Annotated in this window: 24 protein-coding genes; 14 read left to right on the top strand and 10 right to left on the bottom strand. The window is 31.0% G+C overall.

Going from position 1 to position 21592, the window contains the following annotated elements; all coding sequences use genetic code 11:
* Nucleotides 1–28: 28 nt before the first annotated feature.
* The 3 genes from C661_RS0108495 to C661_RS0108485 all read right to left on the bottom strand — a co-directional run bounded on the left by C661_RS0108495 (nucleotide 29) and on the right by C661_RS0108485 (nucleotide 2269).
* The gene (locus C661_RS0108495) at nucleotides 29–733 is read right to left on the bottom strand and encodes a hypothetical protein (protein ID WP_017414887.1); all 705 of its coding nucleotides are present in this window, start codon (nucleotides 731–733) and stop codon (nucleotides 29–31) included.
* Between the two features lie 188 nt (nucleotides 734–921).
* Nucleotides 922–1569 carry a hypothetical protein gene (locus tag C661_RS0108490; RefSeq protein ID WP_017414886.1) on the bottom strand — a complete coding sequence of 216 codons (648 nt, stop codon included), beginning with the start codon at nucleotides 1567–1569 and terminating at the stop codon, nucleotides 922–924.
* Between the two features lie 118 nt (nucleotides 1570–1687).
* On the bottom strand, nucleotides 1688–2269 hold the full coding sequence (locus C661_RS0108485) for a histidine phosphatase family protein (RefSeq protein ID WP_017414885.1): 582 nt from the start codon (nucleotides 2267–2269) through the stop codon (nucleotides 1688–1690).
* 520 nt (nucleotides 2270–2789) lie between these two features.
* Between C661_RS0108485 and C661_RS0108480 the strand changes: the two genes are divergently transcribed.
* Nucleotides 2790–3221, top strand: coding sequence for a hypothetical protein (locus tag C661_RS0108480; protein ID WP_017414884.1), 432 nt, complete (start codon nucleotides 2790–2792; stop codon nucleotides 3219–3221).
* A gap of 417 nt (nucleotides 3222–3638) precedes the next feature.
* The gene (locus C661_RS23600) at nucleotides 3639–3920 is read left to right on the top strand and encodes a hypothetical protein (RefSeq protein WP_157785682.1); all 282 of its coding nucleotides are present in this window, start codon (nucleotides 3639–3641) and stop codon (nucleotides 3918–3920) included.
* Nucleotides 3921–4222: 302 nt separating this feature from the next.
* Here the strand turns inward: C661_RS23600 and C661_RS0108470 are convergent, their stop codons facing one another.
* Complete coding sequence (locus C661_RS0108470; protein ID WP_017414882.1) at nucleotides 4223–4912, bottom strand: HAD family hydrolase; 690 nt, start codon at nucleotides 4910–4912, stop codon at nucleotides 4223–4225.
* 185 nt (nucleotides 4913–5097) lie between these two features.
* Here C661_RS0108470 and C661_RS0108465 point away from each other — a divergent pair, with 185 nt between their 5' ends.
* The gene (locus C661_RS0108465; RefSeq protein WP_017414881.1) at nucleotides 5098–5574 is read left to right on the top strand and encodes an HAD domain-containing protein; all 477 of its coding nucleotides are present in this window, start codon (nucleotides 5098–5100) and stop codon (nucleotides 5572–5574) included.
* A gap of 281 nt (nucleotides 5575–5855) precedes the next feature.
* Here the strand turns inward: C661_RS0108465 and C661_RS0108460 are convergent, their stop codons facing one another.
* The gene (locus C661_RS0108460; protein WP_157785681.1) at nucleotides 5856–6986 is read right to left on the bottom strand and encodes a phosphotransferase family protein; all 1131 of its coding nucleotides are present in this window, start codon (nucleotides 6984–6986) and stop codon (nucleotides 5856–5858) included.
* Between the two features lie 300 nt (nucleotides 6987–7286).
* Here C661_RS0108460 and C661_RS0108455 point away from each other — a divergent pair, with 300 nt between their 5' ends.
* The 3 genes from C661_RS0108455 to C661_RS23935 all read left to right on the top strand — a co-directional run bounded on the left by C661_RS0108455 (nucleotide 7287) and on the right by C661_RS23935 (nucleotide 8970).
* Nucleotides 7287–7805: a GNAT family N-acetyltransferase gene (locus tag C661_RS0108455; protein WP_017414879.1), complete on the top strand. Its 519-nt coding sequence runs from the start codon at nucleotides 7287–7289 to the stop codon at nucleotides 7803–7805.
* Between the two features lie 230 nt (nucleotides 7806–8035).
* Nucleotides 8036–8587, top strand: coding sequence for a P-loop NTPase family protein (locus C661_RS21525; protein ID WP_017414878.1), 552 nt, complete (start codon nucleotides 8036–8038; stop codon nucleotides 8585–8587).
* Nucleotides 8588–8802: 215 nt separating this feature from the next.
* Nucleotides 8803–8970 carry a hypothetical protein gene (locus C661_RS23935; protein ID WP_017414877.1) on the top strand — a complete coding sequence of 56 codons (168 nt, stop codon included), beginning with the start codon at nucleotides 8803–8805 and terminating at the stop codon, nucleotides 8968–8970.
* Between the two features lie 227 nt (nucleotides 8971–9197).
* Here C661_RS23935 and C661_RS0108440 read toward each other — a convergent pair whose 3' ends face one another.
* The 4 genes from C661_RS0108440 to C661_RS0108425 all read right to left on the bottom strand — a co-directional run bounded on the left by C661_RS0108440 (nucleotide 9198) and on the right by C661_RS0108425 (nucleotide 13943).
* On the bottom strand, nucleotides 9198–11243 hold the full coding sequence (locus tag C661_RS0108440; RefSeq protein WP_017414876.1) for an FtsX-like permease family protein: 2046 nt from the start codon (nucleotides 11241–11243) through the stop codon (nucleotides 9198–9200).
* Complete coding sequence (locus C661_RS0108435) at nucleotides 11233–12000, bottom strand: ABC transporter ATP-binding protein (RefSeq protein ID WP_017414875.1); 768 nt, start codon at nucleotides 11998–12000, stop codon at nucleotides 11233–11235. Before C661_RS0108435 ends, C661_RS0108440 begins: the two co-directional genes overlap by 11 nt.
* A 258-nt stretch (nucleotides 12001–12258) precedes the next feature.
* Nucleotides 12259–13278, bottom strand: coding sequence for a sensor histidine kinase (locus C661_RS0108430; protein ID WP_017414874.1), 1020 nt, complete (start codon nucleotides 13276–13278; stop codon nucleotides 12259–12261).
* Nucleotides 13275–13943, bottom strand: coding sequence for a response regulator transcription factor (locus C661_RS0108425; RefSeq protein ID WP_017414873.1), 669 nt, complete (start codon nucleotides 13941–13943; stop codon nucleotides 13275–13277). Before C661_RS0108425 ends, C661_RS0108430 begins: the two co-directional genes overlap by 4 nt.
* A gap of 479 nt (nucleotides 13944–14422) precedes the next feature.
* On the opposite strand from C661_RS0108425, the gene C661_RS0108420 reads away from it, so the two are divergent.
* The 3 genes from C661_RS0108420 (at nucleotide 14423) to C661_RS0108410 (ending at nucleotide 16423) form a co-directional block, all read left to right on the top strand.
* Nucleotides 14423–14935, top strand: coding sequence for a VanZ family protein (locus tag C661_RS0108420; RefSeq protein ID WP_017414872.1), 513 nt, complete (start codon nucleotides 14423–14425; stop codon nucleotides 14933–14935).
* A gap of 131 nt (nucleotides 14936–15066) precedes the next feature.
* Nucleotides 15067–15690 (top strand): HD domain-containing protein, encoded by a 624-nt coding sequence (locus C661_RS0108415; protein WP_017414871.1) that lies wholly within the window; start codon nucleotides 15067–15069, stop codon nucleotides 15688–15690.
* A gap of 283 nt (nucleotides 15691–15973) precedes the next feature.
* On the top strand, nucleotides 15974–16423 hold the full coding sequence (locus C661_RS0108410; RefSeq protein WP_017414870.1) for an NUDIX domain-containing protein: 450 nt from the start codon (nucleotides 15974–15976) through the stop codon (nucleotides 16421–16423).
* Here the strand turns inward: C661_RS0108410 and C661_RS0108405 are convergent, their stop codons facing one another.
* Nucleotides 16424–16822: a hypothetical protein gene (locus C661_RS0108405; protein ID WP_017414869.1), complete on the bottom strand. Its 399-nt coding sequence runs from the start codon at nucleotides 16820–16822 to the stop codon at nucleotides 16424–16426.
* A 502-nt stretch (nucleotides 16823–17324) separates the two neighbouring features.
* Between C661_RS0108405 and C661_RS0108400 the strand changes: the two genes are divergently transcribed.
* From C661_RS0108400 to C661_RS0108380, 5 genes are all read left to right on the top strand, one after another.
* Complete coding sequence (locus C661_RS0108400) at nucleotides 17325–18020, top strand: ABC transporter ATP-binding protein (RefSeq protein ID WP_017414868.1); 696 nt, start codon at nucleotides 17325–17327, stop codon at nucleotides 18018–18020.
* A 3-nt stretch (nucleotides 18021–18023) separates the two neighbouring features.
* Nucleotides 18024–19628, top strand: a complete 1605-nt coding sequence (locus C661_RS0108395; protein WP_017414867.1) for a putative ABC exporter domain-containing protein — start codon at nucleotides 18024–18026, stop codon at nucleotides 19626–19628.
* A 224-nt stretch (nucleotides 19629–19852) separates the two neighbouring features.
* The gene (locus C661_RS0108390) at nucleotides 19853–20236 is read left to right on the top strand and encodes a hypothetical protein (protein ID WP_017414866.1); all 384 of its coding nucleotides are present in this window, start codon (nucleotides 19853–19855) and stop codon (nucleotides 20234–20236) included.
* A gap of 8 nt (nucleotides 20237–20244) precedes the next feature.
* Complete coding sequence (locus C661_RS0108385) at nucleotides 20245–20880, top strand: hypothetical protein (RefSeq protein WP_017414865.1); 636 nt, start codon at nucleotides 20245–20247, stop codon at nucleotides 20878–20880.
* Nucleotides 20881–21048: 168 nt separating this feature from the next.
* A complete protein-coding gene (locus C661_RS0108380; protein WP_017414864.1) occupies nucleotides 21049–21414 on the top strand; it encodes a hypothetical protein in 366 nt (121 codons plus the stop codon).
* The last annotated feature ends 178 nt before the right edge of the window (nucleotides 21415–21592 follow it).

The raw sequence follows: 21592 nt of genomic DNA, 5'->3' as shown, positions 1-21592 counted from the left end.
GGCGGACACCTTGGTTGTTTGGTTATAATTAATTACTGTTTATTTTATCAATAAGTTCCTTTTTAGTTACCACCTTATCTTTAAAAAAAGCCTCTACCATATCAGGCACTTGATGCTTTACCTTATCCCCGTAGATGCTAAATTTTCCTTGATAGGCTCCAACTACAAAGTAGCAGTTTCCTTCCGTAAAGTCTGAAGCTTTTATTGCGAATATTAGAACATGGTCACCGACTTCCATGGGAAGAATCCCATTAGGTGCCTCTTTTATTGGTTTTATATTTTCTGCATCTTTAGGTTCAATTCCAAACTTATTTTTATAGTGTTCTATTAAGTATTCTTTACTTAAAATACCACCATTTTCCCCCATGCAAATAGTACTTCCCTTTTTTATATTATCATCATCTGTTTTATACACTTCATATACTTCAAGCTCAGTAATGGTTATGGGATTGTTGTGAACTATAATAGTTTTGGTGGTTTTAGCCTTCTCTTCCACTATCAAGTCTGACTCTTCCTTTAAGGCTTTGATGTCCTGAAACTTTTTACCTAGGGTTATGAAAGGAGTTGCAATTTCATAATCCTCAGTGGAAGGGGGAATTTGAGGATTTGGTGATAGGAGTTTTATATTTTCAATATTGTTTTTAAATACATCAGCCACAGTATAATCCATATTGAACAAAGAAGTAGTTAAAATTCCTAGAGATACAATTGTAATTAAAAAGTTTTTTCTCATAGCCTAGTCTCCTTTTATAATTAAACCTTGTTGAAACTAGATATTTCCTTAATAGGGATAAAGTATTCTAACTTTAATATATTTAATGGAGAGCTTTAGCGACTCCAGGATTTCCATCATTAATTATTGGTAAGGATCATTTTAGCTTACGAGAAAAGAAAAGGAAAAATAGTATTTTAACAAGACGATCATAATACCTGAACTTCTTTTGCATCCAAATCTACAATACGTGTTCTAGTGTCAGACTTTGATATGTATATAGGTTCTCCAGTGCTATCAATACAATAGGATATAGGAAGAGATGTGCCACAATTTCTATAGGAGCCATCGGCATGACTTGTACCCATTACGACTGTTTTATAGGTCTTAGCAATTTTTATAGCTTCATTTATCCATAGGTCAAACTGCTCGTCACTAAACATCCCTACACCAATTGGGTGAGCAATAAAATTAATGGTTTCCCTCACATTTTTCAAATCTCTCATACCTTTTAATATCTCCATACAGAGTATATAACCAATGTTTATGCCATTATAATTAACTGTGAGTGGCGGAACTAATTCTTCATTATCATCTGGTAGAGTCTTTGCTCTTTCTAAAATTATATCTCCAGCATTACTAATTATTACAGCTCTATTTTTATTGTCCTTCTTATAGGAGGTAATTATCATTACCTTATTTTCCTTTGCTATACTGCAAGCAGCCTCTAATACTTTTTCATTTAAAATATATCCTTCAGGGTAGAGTACAATATCAATTTCCTTATTAACCTTGATATCATGTTCTAACTGACTTAATCCTTCTTCATGAATGGGTTGTCCTATTAAAACTCTCATACTTACCTCCAAATAGTAATGTGTTACATAAGCATATTCATATAAATCTAATAGCTTATTATAAGATCTATACCGTAGTTTTGTTGATTAAGATAACTTAGGGTTGAATGGAACGCAATTATTTCTTTCCCTTAAACTCTTTTTTTACAATTAATAATTCTTCTTTTCCAACTAAATTTAAATCATTAAAATCAAGCCTTATAATATAGGGCATAAAGTCAATAATTCTTAAAAAGTCATTACAGTTATAGGCGGGAGTAAAATAATTAAGAATTGTACTTAAAGCTGTCCCATGAGTTCCAATTACAATGTTTTTATCTTTATCAGTATTTAGCACTTCAAGGATTGCCTCAATGTTACGCTTTTGAACTATACTAAGGGATTCGCCCCCAGCTTCACAAAAGTTTAAATCCTTCCACCTTTTATGAAACATTTCCATATTGTTGCCACCTACACCTGACTTACGTTCCCTAAGTCTTTCGTCCTCATAAATAGGTAACCCCTTTTCATCTGCACTTTCTCTTATTGTATCAACACTTCTTTTATATGGGCTGGATATATAGCAGTCTATTTTATAATCCTTAAAAAATTTAGCCACTTCTTTACTATCTTCTAGTCCATCATCACTTAAAGGACGTGATTTATCATCCTCCCATCCATGATCTGGTTGGGCATGCCTAACAAAATATATACTTGTCATAATGATTAATTTCCCCCTATTTAGTGCTACTTAGGCTTTGATTCAATATATGCCCAAGAGTTTCCACAATATATTATTCTACACTTAAATTTTACCATATAATTACTGAAGTTGTATTTTTTATATTGAAGTTAATGTTATCGATTTAAAGAATCAGTGTATAAAATAAGTAAGTCAATACAGTATATGGTACAATAATTTCAGACAGAGATTATAAGAAATGAAACCTTAATAGGGTGTACTCATTACAATTATTTATCCCAATTGCATATAGTAGGGTATACACATAATAGGGGGTTAGGTTAGTTCATAATTGTATAAAAATGCGTCGCTGGAGTCATGTATTGAGTCTTATAGATTGTTGATAGATGAGACAATCTATCATAGTAAATTTTTGTAATTTATGGTATAATAATGTGTAATATATAATTATGAGGGATAGTAGATTAAATAAATAAGGTTGTACTTATTATTTTTGTAGGATATATGTGTACTGTAATAATTTAATGGGGGGCTTAATATGTTAACATTACTTATAATATTAAACATTATTTTGGCGGCTGCATCAGTAATATTCCTAATAAAGCGAATATTAATAAATTTTACATGGAGCCAAAAGACTATAAAAAATATAATTATGTCAATTTGTGTTATAATAGCCTTGTTTTCGTCTTTTGGTTGCTTGTATATGGGATTTATTATTGATGAAAATAAACAAGAACTAGAATATGAATTAACAAAATCTGAAGGAGTAATCATAAATAAAGTTGCTAAAACTGATTTAATAAAAGACGATTTGATAAAACTAGACCAGGAAACTGATAAAGTCAAAAGATATACTGGTGTAGGATATCTTTGCTTCATATCAGGTTTTCTAATTTATAGAAATATTATAAATGAAAATAATAAAATTAAGCCGCAAGGAAAGTGGGATTTAAAAAATTTTAAGTAATATTACTAGTAAACTAGTTTGCAACTTTCCTATAGAATAACATAGGGAACTCCATCTAGGAGTTCCCTATAAAAATGTTATATTATCAACACTATTCTTTAACAGAGCATAAATAAAAAGGGTGACTGTAAAATGGGGAGCTTTGGTATATAAAATTACATTCTATTATTGTTAACAGGAATAGTAATGTATTATGCTTGGCATTATTTCAAAAAGGCTAGTAATCAAAAGAAAATCAGACTAAGTGTATATATAATGTTATTGGGAATAGTACCACTAAGCAGTTTTTTTATAGCATATATTTTAATCAAGACAAGTTATCTCGATTTTTATGGGTATATATTGGTAATGTTATCTACTATTTCCGTTTTTATAAGTGTTTGGTTCTGTGTATCATATAATGGAGAGTATAAGAAAGTGGAATTATCCTCGTATATAATAATTGGTGCAATTTCTATATTGCTTATGTTGTCCTTGGGGTTAATAGAAATTTTACCTAATGAAATACTTGGGTTATTATTAAATCCAATAACATCAAAGGGAAATCAATATGATATATGGAGCAGACCACCATACCAACTAGCTCACTTTATAACTTATATTTTTTCTTTCCCATATATAGCTTCTTTTATTGTTTCAAAAATTATTTTAAGTTATAGAAAAAGCAATGAGCAACTAACACATGATTTAAAAAATTAATTTGGAAATAAAGAGTCATAATCTTCTTAAATGGCGAAACCAATATATAATTAAATGATTTATCCATAATACCGTATTATTCAACGAGAATATGCGGTATTTTTTATGTCGTAATTCAAATAAATGTTGAGCCAACAGGCTTAACTGCTGATAAGGGAACAGAACTTAAGGAAGGGCAATATTGAAAGCTAGCCTATATCTTAAGTTATCATGGATTTAAGATATAGGCTTTATTTTATAAGAAAAATCATGCGTATATATAAGTTATTTAGTACCGACCTTAACTTGATATATTATAAAGTCTAAGTAATTATTTTCGTTACTCCCCTTAGGTCCTTAGAATAATACTCAACAGAGTGCCCGTTGTCAGCCCTTACAAGAATTCCTTTCATCCCAACAGCTTTAGCTCCCATTACATCTGCTGTTATGCTATCACCTATCATCCAAACATCCTCAGGGTAATTATATTTTTCTAATGCATAATGAAGAATCTTAGGATTTGGCTTCTCATAACCAATGTTTGCAGAGGATAAGCAATCTGACACATATAAGGATAACCCTAGCTGCTCTACTATTTCTGGAAGCTCTGGAATATGATTTGAGAGTATTATGTTTTCATACCCTTTATCCTTAAAGTACTTAAGAGTTTCAACAGTATCATCATATAATATAAAGTCATCCCCCTTAAGAAAGTATGCTCTTACTTCTTTTGCATATTGAAGGGCTGCTTCCCTTTGTAGTCCTAAAGAGCTATAACATTTGATGAATATATCCTCAGCATGCTTCCACCAATCCTCACTTTTAGTTAAATGAAGATATTCTCTTTCATGATCTTGCCAGGGAAACCCAATCATTGGAGTAGCTTTGAACTTATCCATACCAATTTTAGAGTCAGGTTCATTATTAATTAATACTGTATGCAGTGCTTTACTAAACATCCAGTCATTGTAAGATAACGTTCCTTGAAAATCCCAAAATAATATCTTCTTCATCTTATTAAATTCCCCCTATTATTTAAGTCTAGTTTATCCGCATCTCCAAAACTTCACCAGTATGTTGTTTTATAGCTTAATTTTACCACATAATTACTGGGATAGTATTACTTATATTGAAACTAATGTTATAATAACAATACATATTAACTATTATAATTAATTACACAAATGGGAGGGAATACATGAAGGTTATATTTTTGGATATTGATGGAGTCCTTAATTCAGAGGAATTTCTAAAGAATAATCCCAATGAACCAATTGATAGGAAAAACGTGGAGGTTTTAAAAAAAGTAATTCATAAAACAAATGCAGCTATTGTTATGTCTTCTGGTTGGAAACTATGGTTTGATGACAATATGATGCCAAAGGAAGGTTATTCTCAATACTTATATGATATCTTATGTGAGTTTAATATAAGAATAGTCGATAAAACACCTGATTTCAGCACAGATGAAATACGAGCAAATAAAACCTTTAGTCATGTAAAGGCTAAGGAGATTATTGCTTGGTTAAATGAACATAGAAGTGTTGAAAAGTATGCTGTCCTTGATGACTTGGACTTAGAGGATGAGGAAATTAATAAACATTTAATTAGAACAAATAGTCATGTGGGCATTACAGAAGAAGATGGCTTAAGTATTATTGATAAAATTAGTTAAACTTATAGAAAAAGCACTCCATCAAACAAAAGGAGTGCTCTTTTCTTAAGCTTATTCTATAATAAAAACCAATAGCCCTAAAACTAAAAACGGTCTGGGCTTAGCTTTATGTTCGAAGCACTAAGCAGATGTTACTGGGTTATACTGGCTTTTAAAATAAACTAGGAAATTTTGAAGTGGATTATCCATAGTAAAGCTAGGATTAATAAGATTTGCTGATTCATATTTATAAAAATAACTTAAATATATCTCTACTTAGTGAAATTGTATGATTATTAATTTTATTCATTTGTCAATGTCTCATAGGTATGAATAACACTTTTAACCATATTTCTTATATGATCTTTGATAAATTCTTTCTTATGTTCAGGTAATGAAGACTTACTAGAAAATGCTCTTGGAACTAGGTCCTTTAACTCAAAGGCTAAGATACTAATTAAATCCAATTGCCTATAAGTTTTAATCCAGGAAATTCTATCTACTTTTAAACCACCTGCCTCAACACCGCTGAAATACGCTTCAAATGCTTCTTCTTCCTTCAAATCAGGACATGGGATACCTGAATAAAGGTTGTATATATCCCAGGCTGTGGGAGAAACGCCTACAAACTCCCAGTCAATCAACGACAATTCATCATTATCCCATCCAACATTAGGGAAGTACAGATCATTATGACAAACTGCGTCAGCAGATTTACTTAGTTTGTCTAATATTAAATCAGGATTATAAATTAATTTTTGTAGAATATGTCTTTCATCTTCATTAAGCCAATTTAAAAATACTGAAAATGATTCTATTAATTCTGGATTATCGTCTAGGTAATTTTGTATCCATAGATCAAGAGCCTTTCCTTCTATAGCAGACTGCAATATCTTACATCCACCTTTAAAAAAATCTTCAAATTTCATTAACCAAGGAGAGAATTCTATTAAATTACTATCATTCCAAGTTAGTGAATGGAACTGGCCCGTTTTATATAGTATTTTTTTTAGTATATCTGCTGTAGGAGGTGTTGGTGGTCCGAAGTTTTTTAATGAGTTAGAAACATCCTCCATTAGTATCCATCTTTCATTAGCTTCTTCATTTATATATGTTGCTACTATAGGTATTTGAATAATTTTACTAACTTTATTATATAGTTCACTGCTAGCAAACTGAACTTCTCTGTAGTATAGGTCTTTTGAAAGACCTATAGAACCATCTGTTTCAGGCAAATACTTAAGAATAAATTCTGAAATTTTTTCATTAAGATCTATTCTAATTTTAAAAAAGGTCTTTTGTTTCCCATCACCTGTATTTGCCTTAAAAGGCTCAACAAAAATATTATCTAAACTTATAGATGGATTATTTAAATATCTTCTTAAACAATCTCGCAAATATGATTTATTAATATTGTTCACTAAATTATTCATTTTACTTTCTATCATTAATGAGGTATATTATACCTCAATTTAGATAGTACACCCCCAATTTTTTATAATAATTTCTATGTACACTTACCTATCCACTATCATTTAAGTCTAGGTTACCCGTGTCCCAAAAACTTGGTCAATATGTTGTTATATAACTTCATTTTACCATATAATTACTGGAATAGTATTCCTTATAGTTCAAATTAATGTTAGGATTAGAATGTAGATTTATCATGATTAAGTATATAAGTAGTGGGATATTGGGGTGGAAAATACGGGTATAAAATGGGAGGATAGTTTATGAAAGATTTATTTTTAGTTGAGCCTAGTAAAGAATATGAGAAGAGTTTTGAAAATTACGCTCTAGCATACAGAAAAATAAATGATGAGTATTATTATAATAAATATAGAAAAGCCTTAGAAAATTTTCAAGATTATTTAAATGACCTACATAATTGTTCAAAAGGGAGAAAATTATCTCAAGGAGAGATTGCAACTTCATCATTTTGGTTAATTGATAAAAAAGAAGTTGTAGGAGTAGTTAGAATTAGACATCAAGAGGTAGAATGTGCTGGACATATAGGGTATGATATATCCCCAGATTACAGAAATAGGGGGTATGGGTTTCAGATTTTAAAACTGGCATTAGAAAAGACTATAAATATAGGAATAGAAGAAGTAATTTTAACTTGTAATATAAATAATTTAGCCTCTAAGAAAATTATAGAGAAGAATGGTGGTAATTTTTTAGGAACTGTTTTTGATGAAGAGGAAAGTGAAACGCTCTACAAGTATAGTATTACAGTTACAGCTAACTAGTATTTTATGTCCTATTCTTATATTGGTTAGTAGTAACGAATTTATCATTTAGGCATTTTCAAAAAATAAATAAGTCAGTATGTTTGTCTATTTTTAGTTAACTGCGTCAACAGAACCCTTAGATAGCGCTACTGTCTGCGGAACCTGTTTCCTTGCCTAACTAAAAATATCCTTCACATCTTTGACTTGTTATTTATTTTCAAATGCCTTAATTTTAGGAAGTGATAGCATTGAATATATTTGAGTACAATCGCATAATTATTGTGGGTAATAATGGTAGCGGCAAAAGCTTTTTAGCTAGAAAATTAGCTCATATAACTGGACTACCCATGGTTCATCTTGATGTTGAGTTTTGGCGACCTAATTGGGAAAAGCCACCGGAAGAAGAATGGATAAAGAAGCAAATGGAGCTTACATCAAAGGAAAAGTGGATAATTGAGGGGAATCATACTGGCACAATGGAGTTGAGATTTAAAGAGACTGACCTTATTATATTCGTTGATGTTAATCGGCTTACATGCTTGGTTAGTGTTTTGTTAAGGCAGGGTAAAAAGCGTTCAGATACACCACAGTATCTAGAGCAAAAGTTTGACAAGGAATTTTTACTTCTTTGTAAGGGGTTATGGAGTTTCTCTAAAACACGTAAGCATACTATAATGAATTTACATGAAAGATATCCAGCTAAACCATTCTTCATTATTAATGGCAGAAGAGAGATGAATAAGCTATTAAATCAATGGAAAAATGAAAAAGTTAAAAACAGTACTACTACTGCATTATAACCATAAGCATAGATTAAGTTAGTTCGTGGTTTTGTTAATAAATCATATCTATTCTTAAAAATACTAAGTTTATGGAATATATTTACTACTAATTAGGTAATCCCTATGCTATAATATGTTGGTAAAAGAGGCCGTAGAAGTGGATGGCTACGGTGGTTGTACGTTTTCCCACCTTGGGCTATTGGTGAAATTCATCATAGCTTAAGGGGGTGGTATTGGATATGCTAGAATTAGTAGTAAAAAGCATTGTTGTTCTTTATCTTATTAGAATAATATTAAAACATAATCTTTTTATTTCAACTATAAGAATCAAGGTTAAATTTCTTGGTTTAGATATAGAGATTAAAAGCAAAGAGAAAAAGCACCCATCCCGCAAAGATTAGTGCTTAACTCTTAGTTAAAAATAATTTAATTAAATCCAATAGCCCTAAAACTAAAAACGTTCTAGGATTAGCTTAGTGTTCGTAGCACTAAGCTTTTCTTATTTATATTATACCATATTGTGTTTGAAAATAAACCAGTAAATTATAGAGCAGTTAAGAATTAAAAATGAAAAGGTAACAGTTATTACTTATTCACAAAGATAATAATTCATACTAAATCTGCCAATTTATTTACTTTCAACATTTCTTTTAAAGGAGTAATAAGTAGCTGCAAAGTAGCACATATAAATAACTAGCATTAGTAATAATCCCATACCAATATTGAATACAAAAGCTTTATCTCCAATATAAATATCAATTAATTTGCTTCCTACCGACATGGAAATATTTAAGAATACAGAGAAACCAATAACAGCTATAAATATTGGTATTATAAAGTATATGGATATTTGCTTTGAGATTAATCTACGAATTTCACTTTTATCTATACCTAGACGCCTTAAAGTGTTAAACCTGTCTTTATGCTCAATTGAGTCTGATAGTTGCTGCAAGGCAAGAACTGTTAAACTAATCATAAGTAGCACAGTACCTACATATATTCCAAGGATTCGCATGCCTAAGGTAGCATTTAATACTTCACTTTTTTCTGCCACCTTAAACCTAATTATAGTAGGATTGCTGCCACTATTTTTATTAAGTATATCGCTGTAATTTTTCAAAAACCAATTTGGAATATATTCCCCTTCCAGGTTAATTGCATCCTCAAAACTCATTTTTTCCTTTGTATTTGCATAGAAGTCTTTGCTAGCTAATGTTAGATTTTTACACCACTCATCTGGTAAAACTACCACTCCACCTTCATAGGACTGATAAATATATTCCCCAATAGATTCTGTATAATATGGTACAGAACTAAGCTTTAGTTCACTATCTTTTATTTTAATAGTGGGGTTTTTAGCAAGGTACTCCTTTATAGAATTATTATCTACAGACTTATCCCATTGAGTTGTGAATTCATTAAGTCCTAGCTGAACTTCACTATATCCTAGGATTTTTCTTAGGTGGTTATAATCACTTAAGCCTATTGCTAATAAAGGCATATTTTTTCTACCTTTCTTATATAGCTCAGCATCATAAATAAAGTACTGTTCCATCTCACAATAATCTTTTAAGCCATAAGCTTCATTGTCAAAGTACTGGGCAAGTTCACTATAATCAATTTTAGATACATCCTCTGCTTTAGTCATGATATTTAGCTTGCTAGTTACAACTGCATCAAAAGGAATTCTACTATCTAAGTATCCTAGACTCCATTGTGAGAGTAGCAGTGTAAAAACAAGACTTAAGGCTGCCCCTAAAAAGGTTAGTGAAATTGTAGCCATTAAAATTGGTGCTGTCTTTATTTTAGAAACTACTGTTCCAATTAAAAATAAATTTGTGTTCTCATATTTAAAGTTTATCCATCGTTCCTTAATTGTAATTATCATATAAGCTAAAGAGTAAAACAGTGCGTAGGTTCCAGCAATAAAACTTACTAAGGCTACTCCTGCATAAGTCAGTTCATTCCCCGTCTTAAGAGAAAGATTCTTAACTACAAGTAAAATTTTATGAATTGAATAACCACAAATAATATAAAGTAAAATAGATGAAATAAATGTGCTAATATAAACAGCTTTACCATGTTTAAATTGGTACTCTGTTTTCTTGCCAGCATTAAGCATATTAATAAGTTTTATTTTATTTAAAGCTCTTATATTTAAAAGCCCAATTATACAAAACATTGCTGTAAAGAATAACAAGGTTATCATCACAGTATCTAGGTATAGTTTGAAGGAGAATATGATCTTTTGCTCTGCAGTCATAAGAATCAACGCAGTAACAAGCTGCGAAAACAAAGTTCCTAGAAAAATACCTAAAGCTATTGAAATAACTCCCATTACCAAGGTTTCAATGAAAAACATAAAGGCCACATTTTTTTGTGGAACACCTAGTAATATATAAGTTGCAAATTCCCTTTTTCTTCTTCTTATCATGTACTTATTTACATAGCCGATAAGCACTACTTCTAAGGCAGTTATCATATATGTGGCGTACTTCATTATATTTTTCAGCATTTCAAAGTTATAAGAGTCCTCTGTTATTAGTTCATAATGGGAACTTGATAAGGACATAAAAGCATAAAATAGGCTTACACATATAGTTAGTGTAACAAAATAAATTACATAATCCTTTATAGAACGTTTTGCGTTGCTTAAGGCCAGTTTAGCGTACATCCCTAACATCGCCTCCCAACAATGCAACAACATCTAAGATTTGATTAAAAAACTGCTTTCGAGTATTTTCACCTCTTACTAGTTCTGTAAAAATTTTACCATCTTTAATAAATAAAATTCTGCTGCAATAGCTTGCGGTAAAGGAATCATGAGTTACCATTAAGATGGTTGCTCCTATTTCTTTATTTAGTTGGGAAATCATTTCAATAAGCATCTGAGCTGACCTTGAATCTAAGGCACCAGTGGGCTCATCAGCTAGAATAAGCTTAGGATTTGTAACTAAGGCTCTTGCACAGGCACATCTTTGTTTTTGCCCCCCTGAAACCTCATAAGGATATTTTAAAAGAATATCTTCTATACCTAAGTTTTCTGCTATGGCTTTTACCTTATGATCAATATCTTCTTTTTTATGCTTGTTGATGGTTAGTGCTAAAGCTATATTTTCATGAATTGTTAAGGTATCTAAGAGATTAAAATCCTGAAAAATAAATCCAAGGTTTTCCCTTCTAAACTTTGCAATATCCTTTTGATTGATTTCCGTTAAGTCTTTCCCATCTATGTAAACATGTCCTGAACTTGCTTCATCAATAGTGGATATCACATTAAGTAAAGTTGTTTTTCCAGAACCAGAAGGTCCCATAACTCCAACAAATTCTCCCTTATAAACTTGAAAGCTTATATCATCAACAGCCTTTACCACATTTCCTTTATTTCCATAGTATTTTTCTAAGTTTTTTATATCTAATATTTTATCCAATATCATCACCTCAATAATATTGTACAAGATTATGTACCTTGTTGGTTTTGTCTAACCTTACTTTAAAGTTACAACTTTGTCACTTTCTAGAGAAGCCACTTCAGCATTCAGTTAATAGTTTCAAGGAGAGGAGTTCTCCAAGAATGGTGGGCAAGATAAATTTGCACTAAATAACCAAGGCATTTCTAATATAAACACACTTTCATGTTAAAGATACCAAGTTTTAAGTTTAGTTGTATACATAAAGTAGAAAAGAGCCTATATGGCTCCATTCTTACAAAAGCTTCCCTTGGGAAAGGTAATTACAACTTTAGTATATACATTTTCCTTTGAATCCACTGCTATTAATAAACCCAGTTTATCACACAACTTTTTACAAAGGTATAAACCTATTCCTGTGGATTTATTATTTTGTCTGCCCTTATTTCCAGTAAAGCCTTTTTCAAAAATACGATTAACTTCATTATCTGGTACTCCAATGCCGTTGTCCTCAATAATAAGTTGAGTACCATTTTTAATTTCTTTAGTGTAAATTTTAATCATTGGAGAGTCCTTTTTTCTATACTTTACTGCATTAACTAGTATTTGATTTATTATAAACTCCAGCCACTTACTGTCACAGTAAATATTTTTATCAAGGTCCGCTAAGTCTATATCTATGCTATTTAGAATAAACATCTGTTTATTTCTTATAAGCACCTGACTTACGCACTGCTCTAGTGAAATTTCTTTTATAAGATAATCTTTGTGAGCTTCTTCACACCTAGCATAAAACAAGGCTTGTTCAACATATCTATCTATATTTTCAAGCTCCTCTAAGATAACTCTTGAAGTAGCTGTCTTGTTATTTTCTTCAATGAGCTTAATAGCTGATATAGGGGTTTTTACTTCATGAATCCACTGCTCTATATATTCCTTATATTCCTTACGTTGATTCTTAACTTTATTTATTTCTTCAAGCATGGATTTCCCTGATTTTTTCATCAATAAATAATAAGGAACTGCATCCATAAAGGGAGGAGTATCAATTACTTCACCTATAAGATATTTTTTATCTAATTCATTAAAAGTACTTAAAACATCATTATAGTATATCTTTCTTTTTTTATATTCGTATATTAAAAATATGCTATAAACTATAATCCAAGATAATGATACCGTTACTAAGGTGTCAAAGGTATTTCCTACACTGAAAAGAAAGGTGCTTAGAGTAATTAATCCTATAAAGTTCAGTATTATAGCTTTAGCTCTTTCTTTTAAATAATCTCCTAAGCTCATATTATATACCCTTGTCCTCTTTTAGTTTTTATAAAATCACTAATTCCTATTTCTTCAAACTTACTTCTAAGTCTAGTTATATTTACTGTGAGAGTATTGTCATTTACAAACATAGCACTGTCCCATAAGTATTCCATAATATCTACTCTTGATACTATCTTCCCTTTATTAATCATTAAATAATAAAGTATTTTAAGTTCATTTTTAGTAAGCTCTATTTCTTTATCTTCATATTCTATCTTGCTAGACAGTACATTTAATGTAACACCGTTATGCACTATAAAGTCATTTGTTTTTTCACTTGGATAAACTCTCTTTAACACAGAGTTTATTCTAGCTAAAAGAATTTGAGGATTATAGGGTTTTGTAATAAAGTCGTCTCCACCTAGGGTTATGCTCATTAGCTCATCAATATTAGTGGCCCTACTTGTAACAAATATAATTGGCACCCTTGAAAAGCTTCGTATTTCAGTACAAATTTTAAAGCCATCATCATAAGGTAAATTAATATCAAGTAGAATTAGGTGAGGGCTACTTTCTTTAACTAGTTTAGGTATACTATCAAATTCATTAACCTTCATAATAGAATAGCCATTACGGGTTAAAAGAACCCCTATCTCATTTTGTAGCTGTTGGTTATCTTCAATTATCATAATATTAATCATATATTCCCTTTAGTGAGAGGGCATAAAAAGCCAAGAAGCCTCACTAAAATTCCCCTCTTTCTATTTAATACTCTTTCTTCTATTATTGATAAATCCTCACCTAATGTCTATGGGAAAAGCTGTTTTTGCAGCAAGATATCTCTATAAAAAGACAAAGTGATATCTTTATATCTTCCTAAAAAGATAAGAAGATATAGTATTCATGCGGGTTTCAGAGGATTTGTTGCATCAAAGAAGTTTACTGAGCTAATATATTTTCTACAATTATATTTTACCATATAGTTACTTAAATGGTGTTATTTATAATGGAGATAATGTTATAATTAAAACATACAGTAATTGTAACTTATTACATAAATGTAAAATGTGGTTCATTCATTAGCATAAAAAGTATAAAGTTCATGAATTATAAAGTTTTCATAAAGAGGAATTTATTTTTCGTAAGTTGTAATAAGTTGAAAATTAAATGGGGGGTAAATATGTTAATGAACTATTTGAGAGAGGGGATAATCACATTCCTTTATCTTACACCAGTAGCTGCTATTATTCTTTGCGCTTTTATTGGGATAAAGTTTTTGCTTAAGAGAAGATTTGAATTTATACCCATGAAGATATTATGTGAGTTTGGTTGGATACTTACTGTTTTAGCAATTTTAAAAATTACAGGAATTATAGGTGGGGATTTCAATACCACTTCAATATTAAATGGAGATGTATATTTTTCTTACAGTATTTTTCAAGAAGGTTTATCAATGGCAACCTTGCTTAACATTACTTTATTTATTCCATTTGGATTCCTTTCACCTATTGTTTTTAGTGAACTTCAACATAAAAGAATTTATGGAGTTTTAATTGGAGTTATATTTTCTGTAGTAATTGAGTTTCTTCAAACATTTACGGGGAGGTTTGTGCAACTAGATGATATGTTAATGAATACCTTAGGAACAATTATTGGATATGAAGTTTCAATTTTGTTGTCAAGAAGAAAATAATATATCTCTAAAATTATAGTTTACCATATAATTACAAAATGTATTAACTACAATTAATTATATAATTGTAAATTTTTGCGGCACAGTTGTAGATTTAAATAAGGTTAATTTATAAGAAAGGGGTTAAAGTTATGATTAACATTAGGGTAGGAAGTTTACCTTCATTGAAGGAAGCCGATGAAATTTTAAGAGAAGCAGAACAATTAAATCCAGGACCATGGGTGGAACATTCACTATTTGTTGCCCAGGGGGCAAAACTGATAGCGCTCCAGTGTGAGGGAATGGATGCCGAGGCAGCTTATATAGTAGGACTTCTTCATGATATAGGTAGAAGATTTGGGGTAACAAATATGCGTCATAGTATAGATGGATATAACTACTTAATTGAAAAAGGGTATGATTTTGTGGGTAAAATTTGTTTAACGCACTCACATCCTACAGGAAATGTTAAGGAGGCTTTTGGTAAGTGGGATTGTAGTAATGAAGAATATGAGTTTGTTGAAAATTTTTTACATACAGCAAAATACGATGATTATGACATATTAATTCAATTATGTGACTCAATAGCATTACCAAGTGGATTTACACTGATGGAAAAAAGAATGATTGATGTAGCATTACGACATGGTCTTAATGATTATATTGTACCAAAATGGAAAGCTACCTTTGAAATAAAGGATTATTTTGAGAGTAAGATAGGAAAATCTATATATGATATATTGCCGGGAGTCATTGAAAATACTTTTAAGTTATAATCCTTTGTCACAAGATGATTCATAATATTCCAATTAATTTAGTATTGGAATTAAAATTTAATCTTTATTTCTGAACCAACTCCTTATGAAAGTGAAGAAGAGTATCGATGGTTTATAGCTGAAATGAGGAAGGGACTATGTACCAAATAAGAATTATATGATGGGAAGTTGTTTCACAATATTCTTATACTTTTCATCTATCATAAGCATAAGATAAATGAATAATGATAAGTATGAAGATTTGGCCAAGTCCTAAGATTTTTATTAGAGGGGATGAAAATGAATGTTCATTGAAGAAGTAGAATGTGGCAATAGAATTGAAGGTATTGAATACAGAGAGCGAATAGGGGCCTATGCACTTATTGTTAATCCAGACAATGAAATTGCGTTGGTAAGAAGAGATAACAACTATTTCTTACCAGGGGGTGGGGTTGAGAAGGATGAGACTTATGAGGAGTGTTTAAAAAGAGAATGCTCAGAGGAGCTAGGATATAATATAGAGGTAGCCCAGTATGTTGGAAAGTTATCTCATTATACTAAAGCTATTAGACGTGAGGAATACTTAAAATTAGTTGGACATGTCCATATAGCAAATTTACTAGATAGTAACAGTTTAAAAGTTGAGGAAGACCATGAACTTGTTTGGGTTCCTATTAGGGAAGCCGCAGAAAAAATGCAGGAAGAATTTCAGGCACATGCTATAAGGGAGTATATAAGACAGAAAGCAGTATGATTAATTAGATATTAACTCGTAGCTAATTACGTATTTACTATTTGGAAGATAATTTAGTCTGTAGAACTTTCCTTCTTTGGGGGTAAAACTCCAAGGATTTCTTCTAAATTCATTTCCATCTAGTATAAAAGAATTTGTTACACCTGATATATATACTTTTTCAACTTTTCCTTCGGTGGAGATTGTCTTACCACTAATAGCATATTTTAAATCCATACACGGGGTTATGAAGAAGGTATATACACAAAAGCTTAATAGTGGAATTAAAGCTATGATTACCAGCAACCATCTCTTTTCAGTTTTTTTCTTTTTTAGATTTATTATTAAAGAAATGACTTTAAACAAAATTAAAATATAACATACACTTTGAATTATTAGAGTTCCCCAGAAGTATGTCATAACTCCACCTTCCTTCTGTTATTAACTTTTACCTACTATAAGGATGTAAAACTACAGTATAAAATAATTATATTATTTTTGGATAAATATGTATATAACTCAGGAGTCATATTTATCTTTCAATTCTTAAAAACAGTCAAATGTAAATAAATTTTTAATGCTTTCAACTAATTCTCAAATCATGCTTCCAACTTTTAAAGTAAAGTAGTTATAATATTTCCGTATTATGGAAATTAGTCATAAACTAGGAATACTTCAATGTTAAAAACTAGTTTGCAATGTAAAATTAATGAAGTTTAATGATAAATATGTAAAATGTAATGGATAAAATTATCATAAACCACTTTTTATTGTATAATTGTAATATAATTATACATACATAAAATAAAAGCAATAATGAACTTATGAGTGAAGTTCATTAAAGCAGAATTAAATTATTAAGCACTTAAATTTTTAGAGTTGCTAAAAGTGTTAAGCAGCTATTCTTAGGGGGACAGGAAGTATGTTAGAGGTTTCTAATTTAAGTAAATACTATGGTAAGACTAAGGCAGTAAGTGATGTAAGCTTTACTGTGGAGCCAGGAAAAATTGCGGTTTTGGCAGGGCCTAATGGGGCAGGAAAATCCACTATAATAAAATCCATTGCAGGGCTGCTTAGATATGAGGGAAATATAAAAATATGTGGAGCTTATAATAAGACTGTGGAAGGAAAAAGACATCTAGGATATATTCCAGAAATGCCTTCTTTATTTCCACTACTCACAGTAAATGAGCATATTATACTTATGGCTCATAGCTTTGGAATTAAGGATTATGAAAAAAGAGCTGAAGAACTATTAAAGTTATTTGACTTAGAAGATAAGAAAAATAAATATGGTAGTGAGCTATCTAAGGGGATGCAGCAAAAGGTAAGTATTTGTTGTGCTCTTATCACAGAGCCTAAGGTACTTTTAATAGATGAACCTATGATAGGTCTTGATCCGAAGGCTATAAGAAATGTAAAAGCAATTTTAATGGAACTAAAAAGTAAAGGTACAGCTATTGTGCTTAGTACTCATCTTCTAGATTCTGTTCAAGATCTTTGGGACAAAATACTTATAATGAAAACTGGACAATTTGTGTTAACAAAAGAAAGAGCTGACTTTGATAATGAGGGTAAATCCTTAGAAGATATATTCTTCCAGTTCACGGAGGAGTAAGCCATGAAAGCATTAATTTATGTAATGAAAAGAACCTTAATAAATTCTGTTAAAAGGCTTAAGGAGAAGCCACAAAAGGCCATAGGGCCAGTGTTTGTAGTGATTTGGCTTGTGATAATGTTCCTCCCAAAAGGAAGAAAAGTAACAGATGGTGAGGGAATGCCAGCAGAAGTTTTTGTTAGTATATTTCTAATTGTTATTGCAGCAATGTTTCTTTATGCCCTTTATAGTGGGTCTAAGTCAGTTACTTCTAAGTTCGACATGAGTGATGTGAATTTACTCTTTGTATCACCTATAAGACCACAAACCATAATGATATATGGAATTGTAAAGAAGGTGGCAGTAGAAGTTTTAGCTTCTTTGTATATTCTCTATCAGATCCCGAATTTACTTTCAGGAAATAATGTACCAGTGCTAAACCAAGTACTCCTTATGGCAAATCTTATTATCTTCCAAGTGTTGTTTTGTAATATATTGAAACTGTTCATCTTTGCTTTGTGCTTTAAGTTTGAAAGGCTTGGAGCAATAATAAGGAGCTTTATAAAAGCCTTGTTATTGCTAACAGCTGTGGGGATATCAGCATTATTTATGAAAGGTAATGGATTAGAAGCTTTAACTAAATTTGCTCAGGATTTAACTTATAGTAGTTATATTAAATTCATTCCAGTGTTTGGATGGCTAAAAGAAATTGCACACCAAACTTTAATAGGAATCAATGTAGCTTATGGACTTTATATGTTTATGATTTTAGCTACCAGCGGACTAATATTATATATAACCTATACTATGGATATGGATTTCTATGAGGATATGCTTTCCTCAGCAGAAACCAATGAGGTTATAAAGGATGCCAAGGCGGGAATTAAAGTAACTCCTAAACAGGGAGCACAAAAAAATATTTTTAATAAGGTATTTAAAGAAGTTAAATTAAACCTTAAGGAAAGCTATGGGGCTAAGGTACTATTTTTTAAACACCTAAATGAGTATAGAAAAAGAAGCTTACTATTTTTTATAAACACCTATTCCTTGATTTTATTAGCAGTATCTATATTAGCAGGAGTGTTTTTAAAGGAAGCAGGTATAAAATTTATATTTATAATATTTAGTGGGTTTTTAATTTTCACAGCGGGTCTTGGAGGAAAGCTTTATTGGGAAATTGATAAGCCATATATTTATCTACTTCCAGATAGTCCAAGTAAGAAGCTATTTTATGGTTCAGCATCATCTTTTGTAAAGCTTTTTTCAGATAGTCTAATTTTATTTTTACCTTTAGGTATCTTATCAAGAACTTCAATTATAGAGGTAATTTTATGTATTAGTTGCTATGTTGCATTAGGTGGCATGTTATCCTTTAGTGGGCTTTGTGCCTTTAGAGTTGCTCAGTTTTTAGGATTTACAGGACAGGTTGCAAAGGGGTTATTCTTTGCTTTCTTTCAGCTTTTTCTAGCAATTCCATTATTCATAATAATAATGTTAGGCACTAAAGTTTTTACTGATTTTAATAGCTATTTCATATATTTCCTATACTTAATATATAGCTTTGGAGCAGGAGCGTTGTTCTTCTTTGGAGGAGCTGGAATATTTAATGATATGGAGTTTAGTGAGTAAAGGATGATATAATAAGTTAAAGAATTTAGGCATTTTCAAAAAATAAATAAGTCAGTATGTTTGTCTATTTTGAGTTATACTGCGTCAACAGAACCCTTAGATAGCGCTACTATCTGCGGAACCTGTTTCCTGGTCGCACAAGCTTGCTTGTGAACTCAAAATATCCTTCACATCTTTGACTTGTTATTTATTTTCAAATGCCTAACTAAGAAAAGGGTGAGAATATGGAGGTTTATATTTATAAGGATTACTCAGAGTGGAACAGTGATAGTCCTTCAGAGGTTTTAGAAGGCACCGTGGAGTTTTTGAGAAACGGAACAGTAGTTATTGATACCACCTATGAGTATAGAAGCTATAGACAAATACTATCTATGGAAAAGATTTTTGCTATTGTGTATCAAATGCCATCAGGTTTTATGACTTTCCATAGGGAAATAAATGTTTATGAAACTATGGAAGCTTGGAAAGAGTCAAATCCACAGGTTACCTTTGAGGGAGAAATTTGTGAGGATCAGTGTACTGCTGGTTATGTGACTTTTATAACTACAGAGGGCTATAAGCAAATAATTTCTCTAAATAAGGTCTTTGCTGTAACCTATGAAAGGTAGTAGATTGGATGAATTTAAAGGCTGTAGACTTAAGATATGTTTATAGAAAGTGGAAAAGTAATTTAGAGTTCTTTGAACCCTTTATGAGAAGTGGACCCTTTGTGTCCCTACAAAATTATGAGGATTTTGAAATATGCTATAGTCCTCAGGAAGAAGAACTTTATAAAAAACACAAAATTGTAATAGATAAAATACTGGGACAGGATTTAAAAAATACCTTTGTTATTGCAGATTTAGAATTAATAGAGGATTTGGAAATAGCCTATGTGATAAATAATAAGTTTTCTATAAAACCTGTACTTAACTGTAATTTTCTCTTTCATCCCTATGGGTTAATTGGAGATAAAGGTCAAATAGAAGCATTAGTTACCATAGGACATAAGCTTCAGCATATAACACCAAAAGGCTACGTGTTCTTCTTAGATTATGGAAGGTATAAGGATTTTTCTCCAGAAGTTTATAAGAAAAAGCTAAATAACCAGTATGAACTCACTGAAGAAGACTTGCCAAACATTAATACTTTAAAGGAATTAGGCTTTAAAAAAGTAATTCTTATTATAAATGAACAACTTAAGGAAGATATAAATGGTTATGTAAATTACTTAAGGGAAGAGCTCCAGGTGGAAATTTTATCAGGACTTTAAAAGCTTTAAACTTGTGGTTTTTATAAAGAGAGCAACTATTAAGGCTAGAAAAGTTACTAGGGTTTAACAAAGCAACTTATGGTTATTTAAGTGTAAGATGAGGAGCAATTTATCTATAATTTTAAAATTTATGGAACATTAAAATCATTGGGATAGGGGGTGAAATTTATGGAGAGTTTTAAAGACTTAATAAAAGGAAATAAAAAAAGAGCTTTGGCAATTGCCGTGGCTACAGCTTTTGTAGTGACTAATCCTCTTGGCATGACAGGATGCAAAAAGAAGGTGCTTACAGAAGAAGAGGAAGAAGAACAACAACAACAGGGAGGAAGCACTGGTGGATATAACGGATCCTCAGGAGGGCATTACTATGGTAGAAGCTCTGGATGGTGGTTTTTTAGAAACAACACTAGATCCACAGGAGATACCAATATAGGCAGTGGGTCTTCAAAGAGTAGCAAAGGAAGCGGTTTCTCGGCTCCTTCTAAAGGTGGGTCAGGCTACTCAGGAGCTAAAGGAGGAAGTTCCTCTAGTTAGGAAGCTTAACTAGAAGAACTTAATGGTAGATATCCTACTAAGAAAGTAATTTTTGTGGAAGTTAAAATCTACTTCCCAAGTTGTCAAAGAAAATGAATTTATTCGAAATGAGTTTGTTTAAAATGAACTTGTTCAAAATGAACTTGTTCAAAATGAACTTGTTCATTACTAAAAGGAA

The sequence above is a fragment of the Clostridium tunisiense TJ genome (assembly GCF_000300195.1).
Classification (GTDB): domain Bacteria; phylum Bacillota; class Clostridia; order Clostridiales; family Clostridiaceae; genus Clostridium_J; species Clostridium_J tunisiense.
This window is presented reverse-complemented; position numbering and strand designations above follow the sequence as displayed.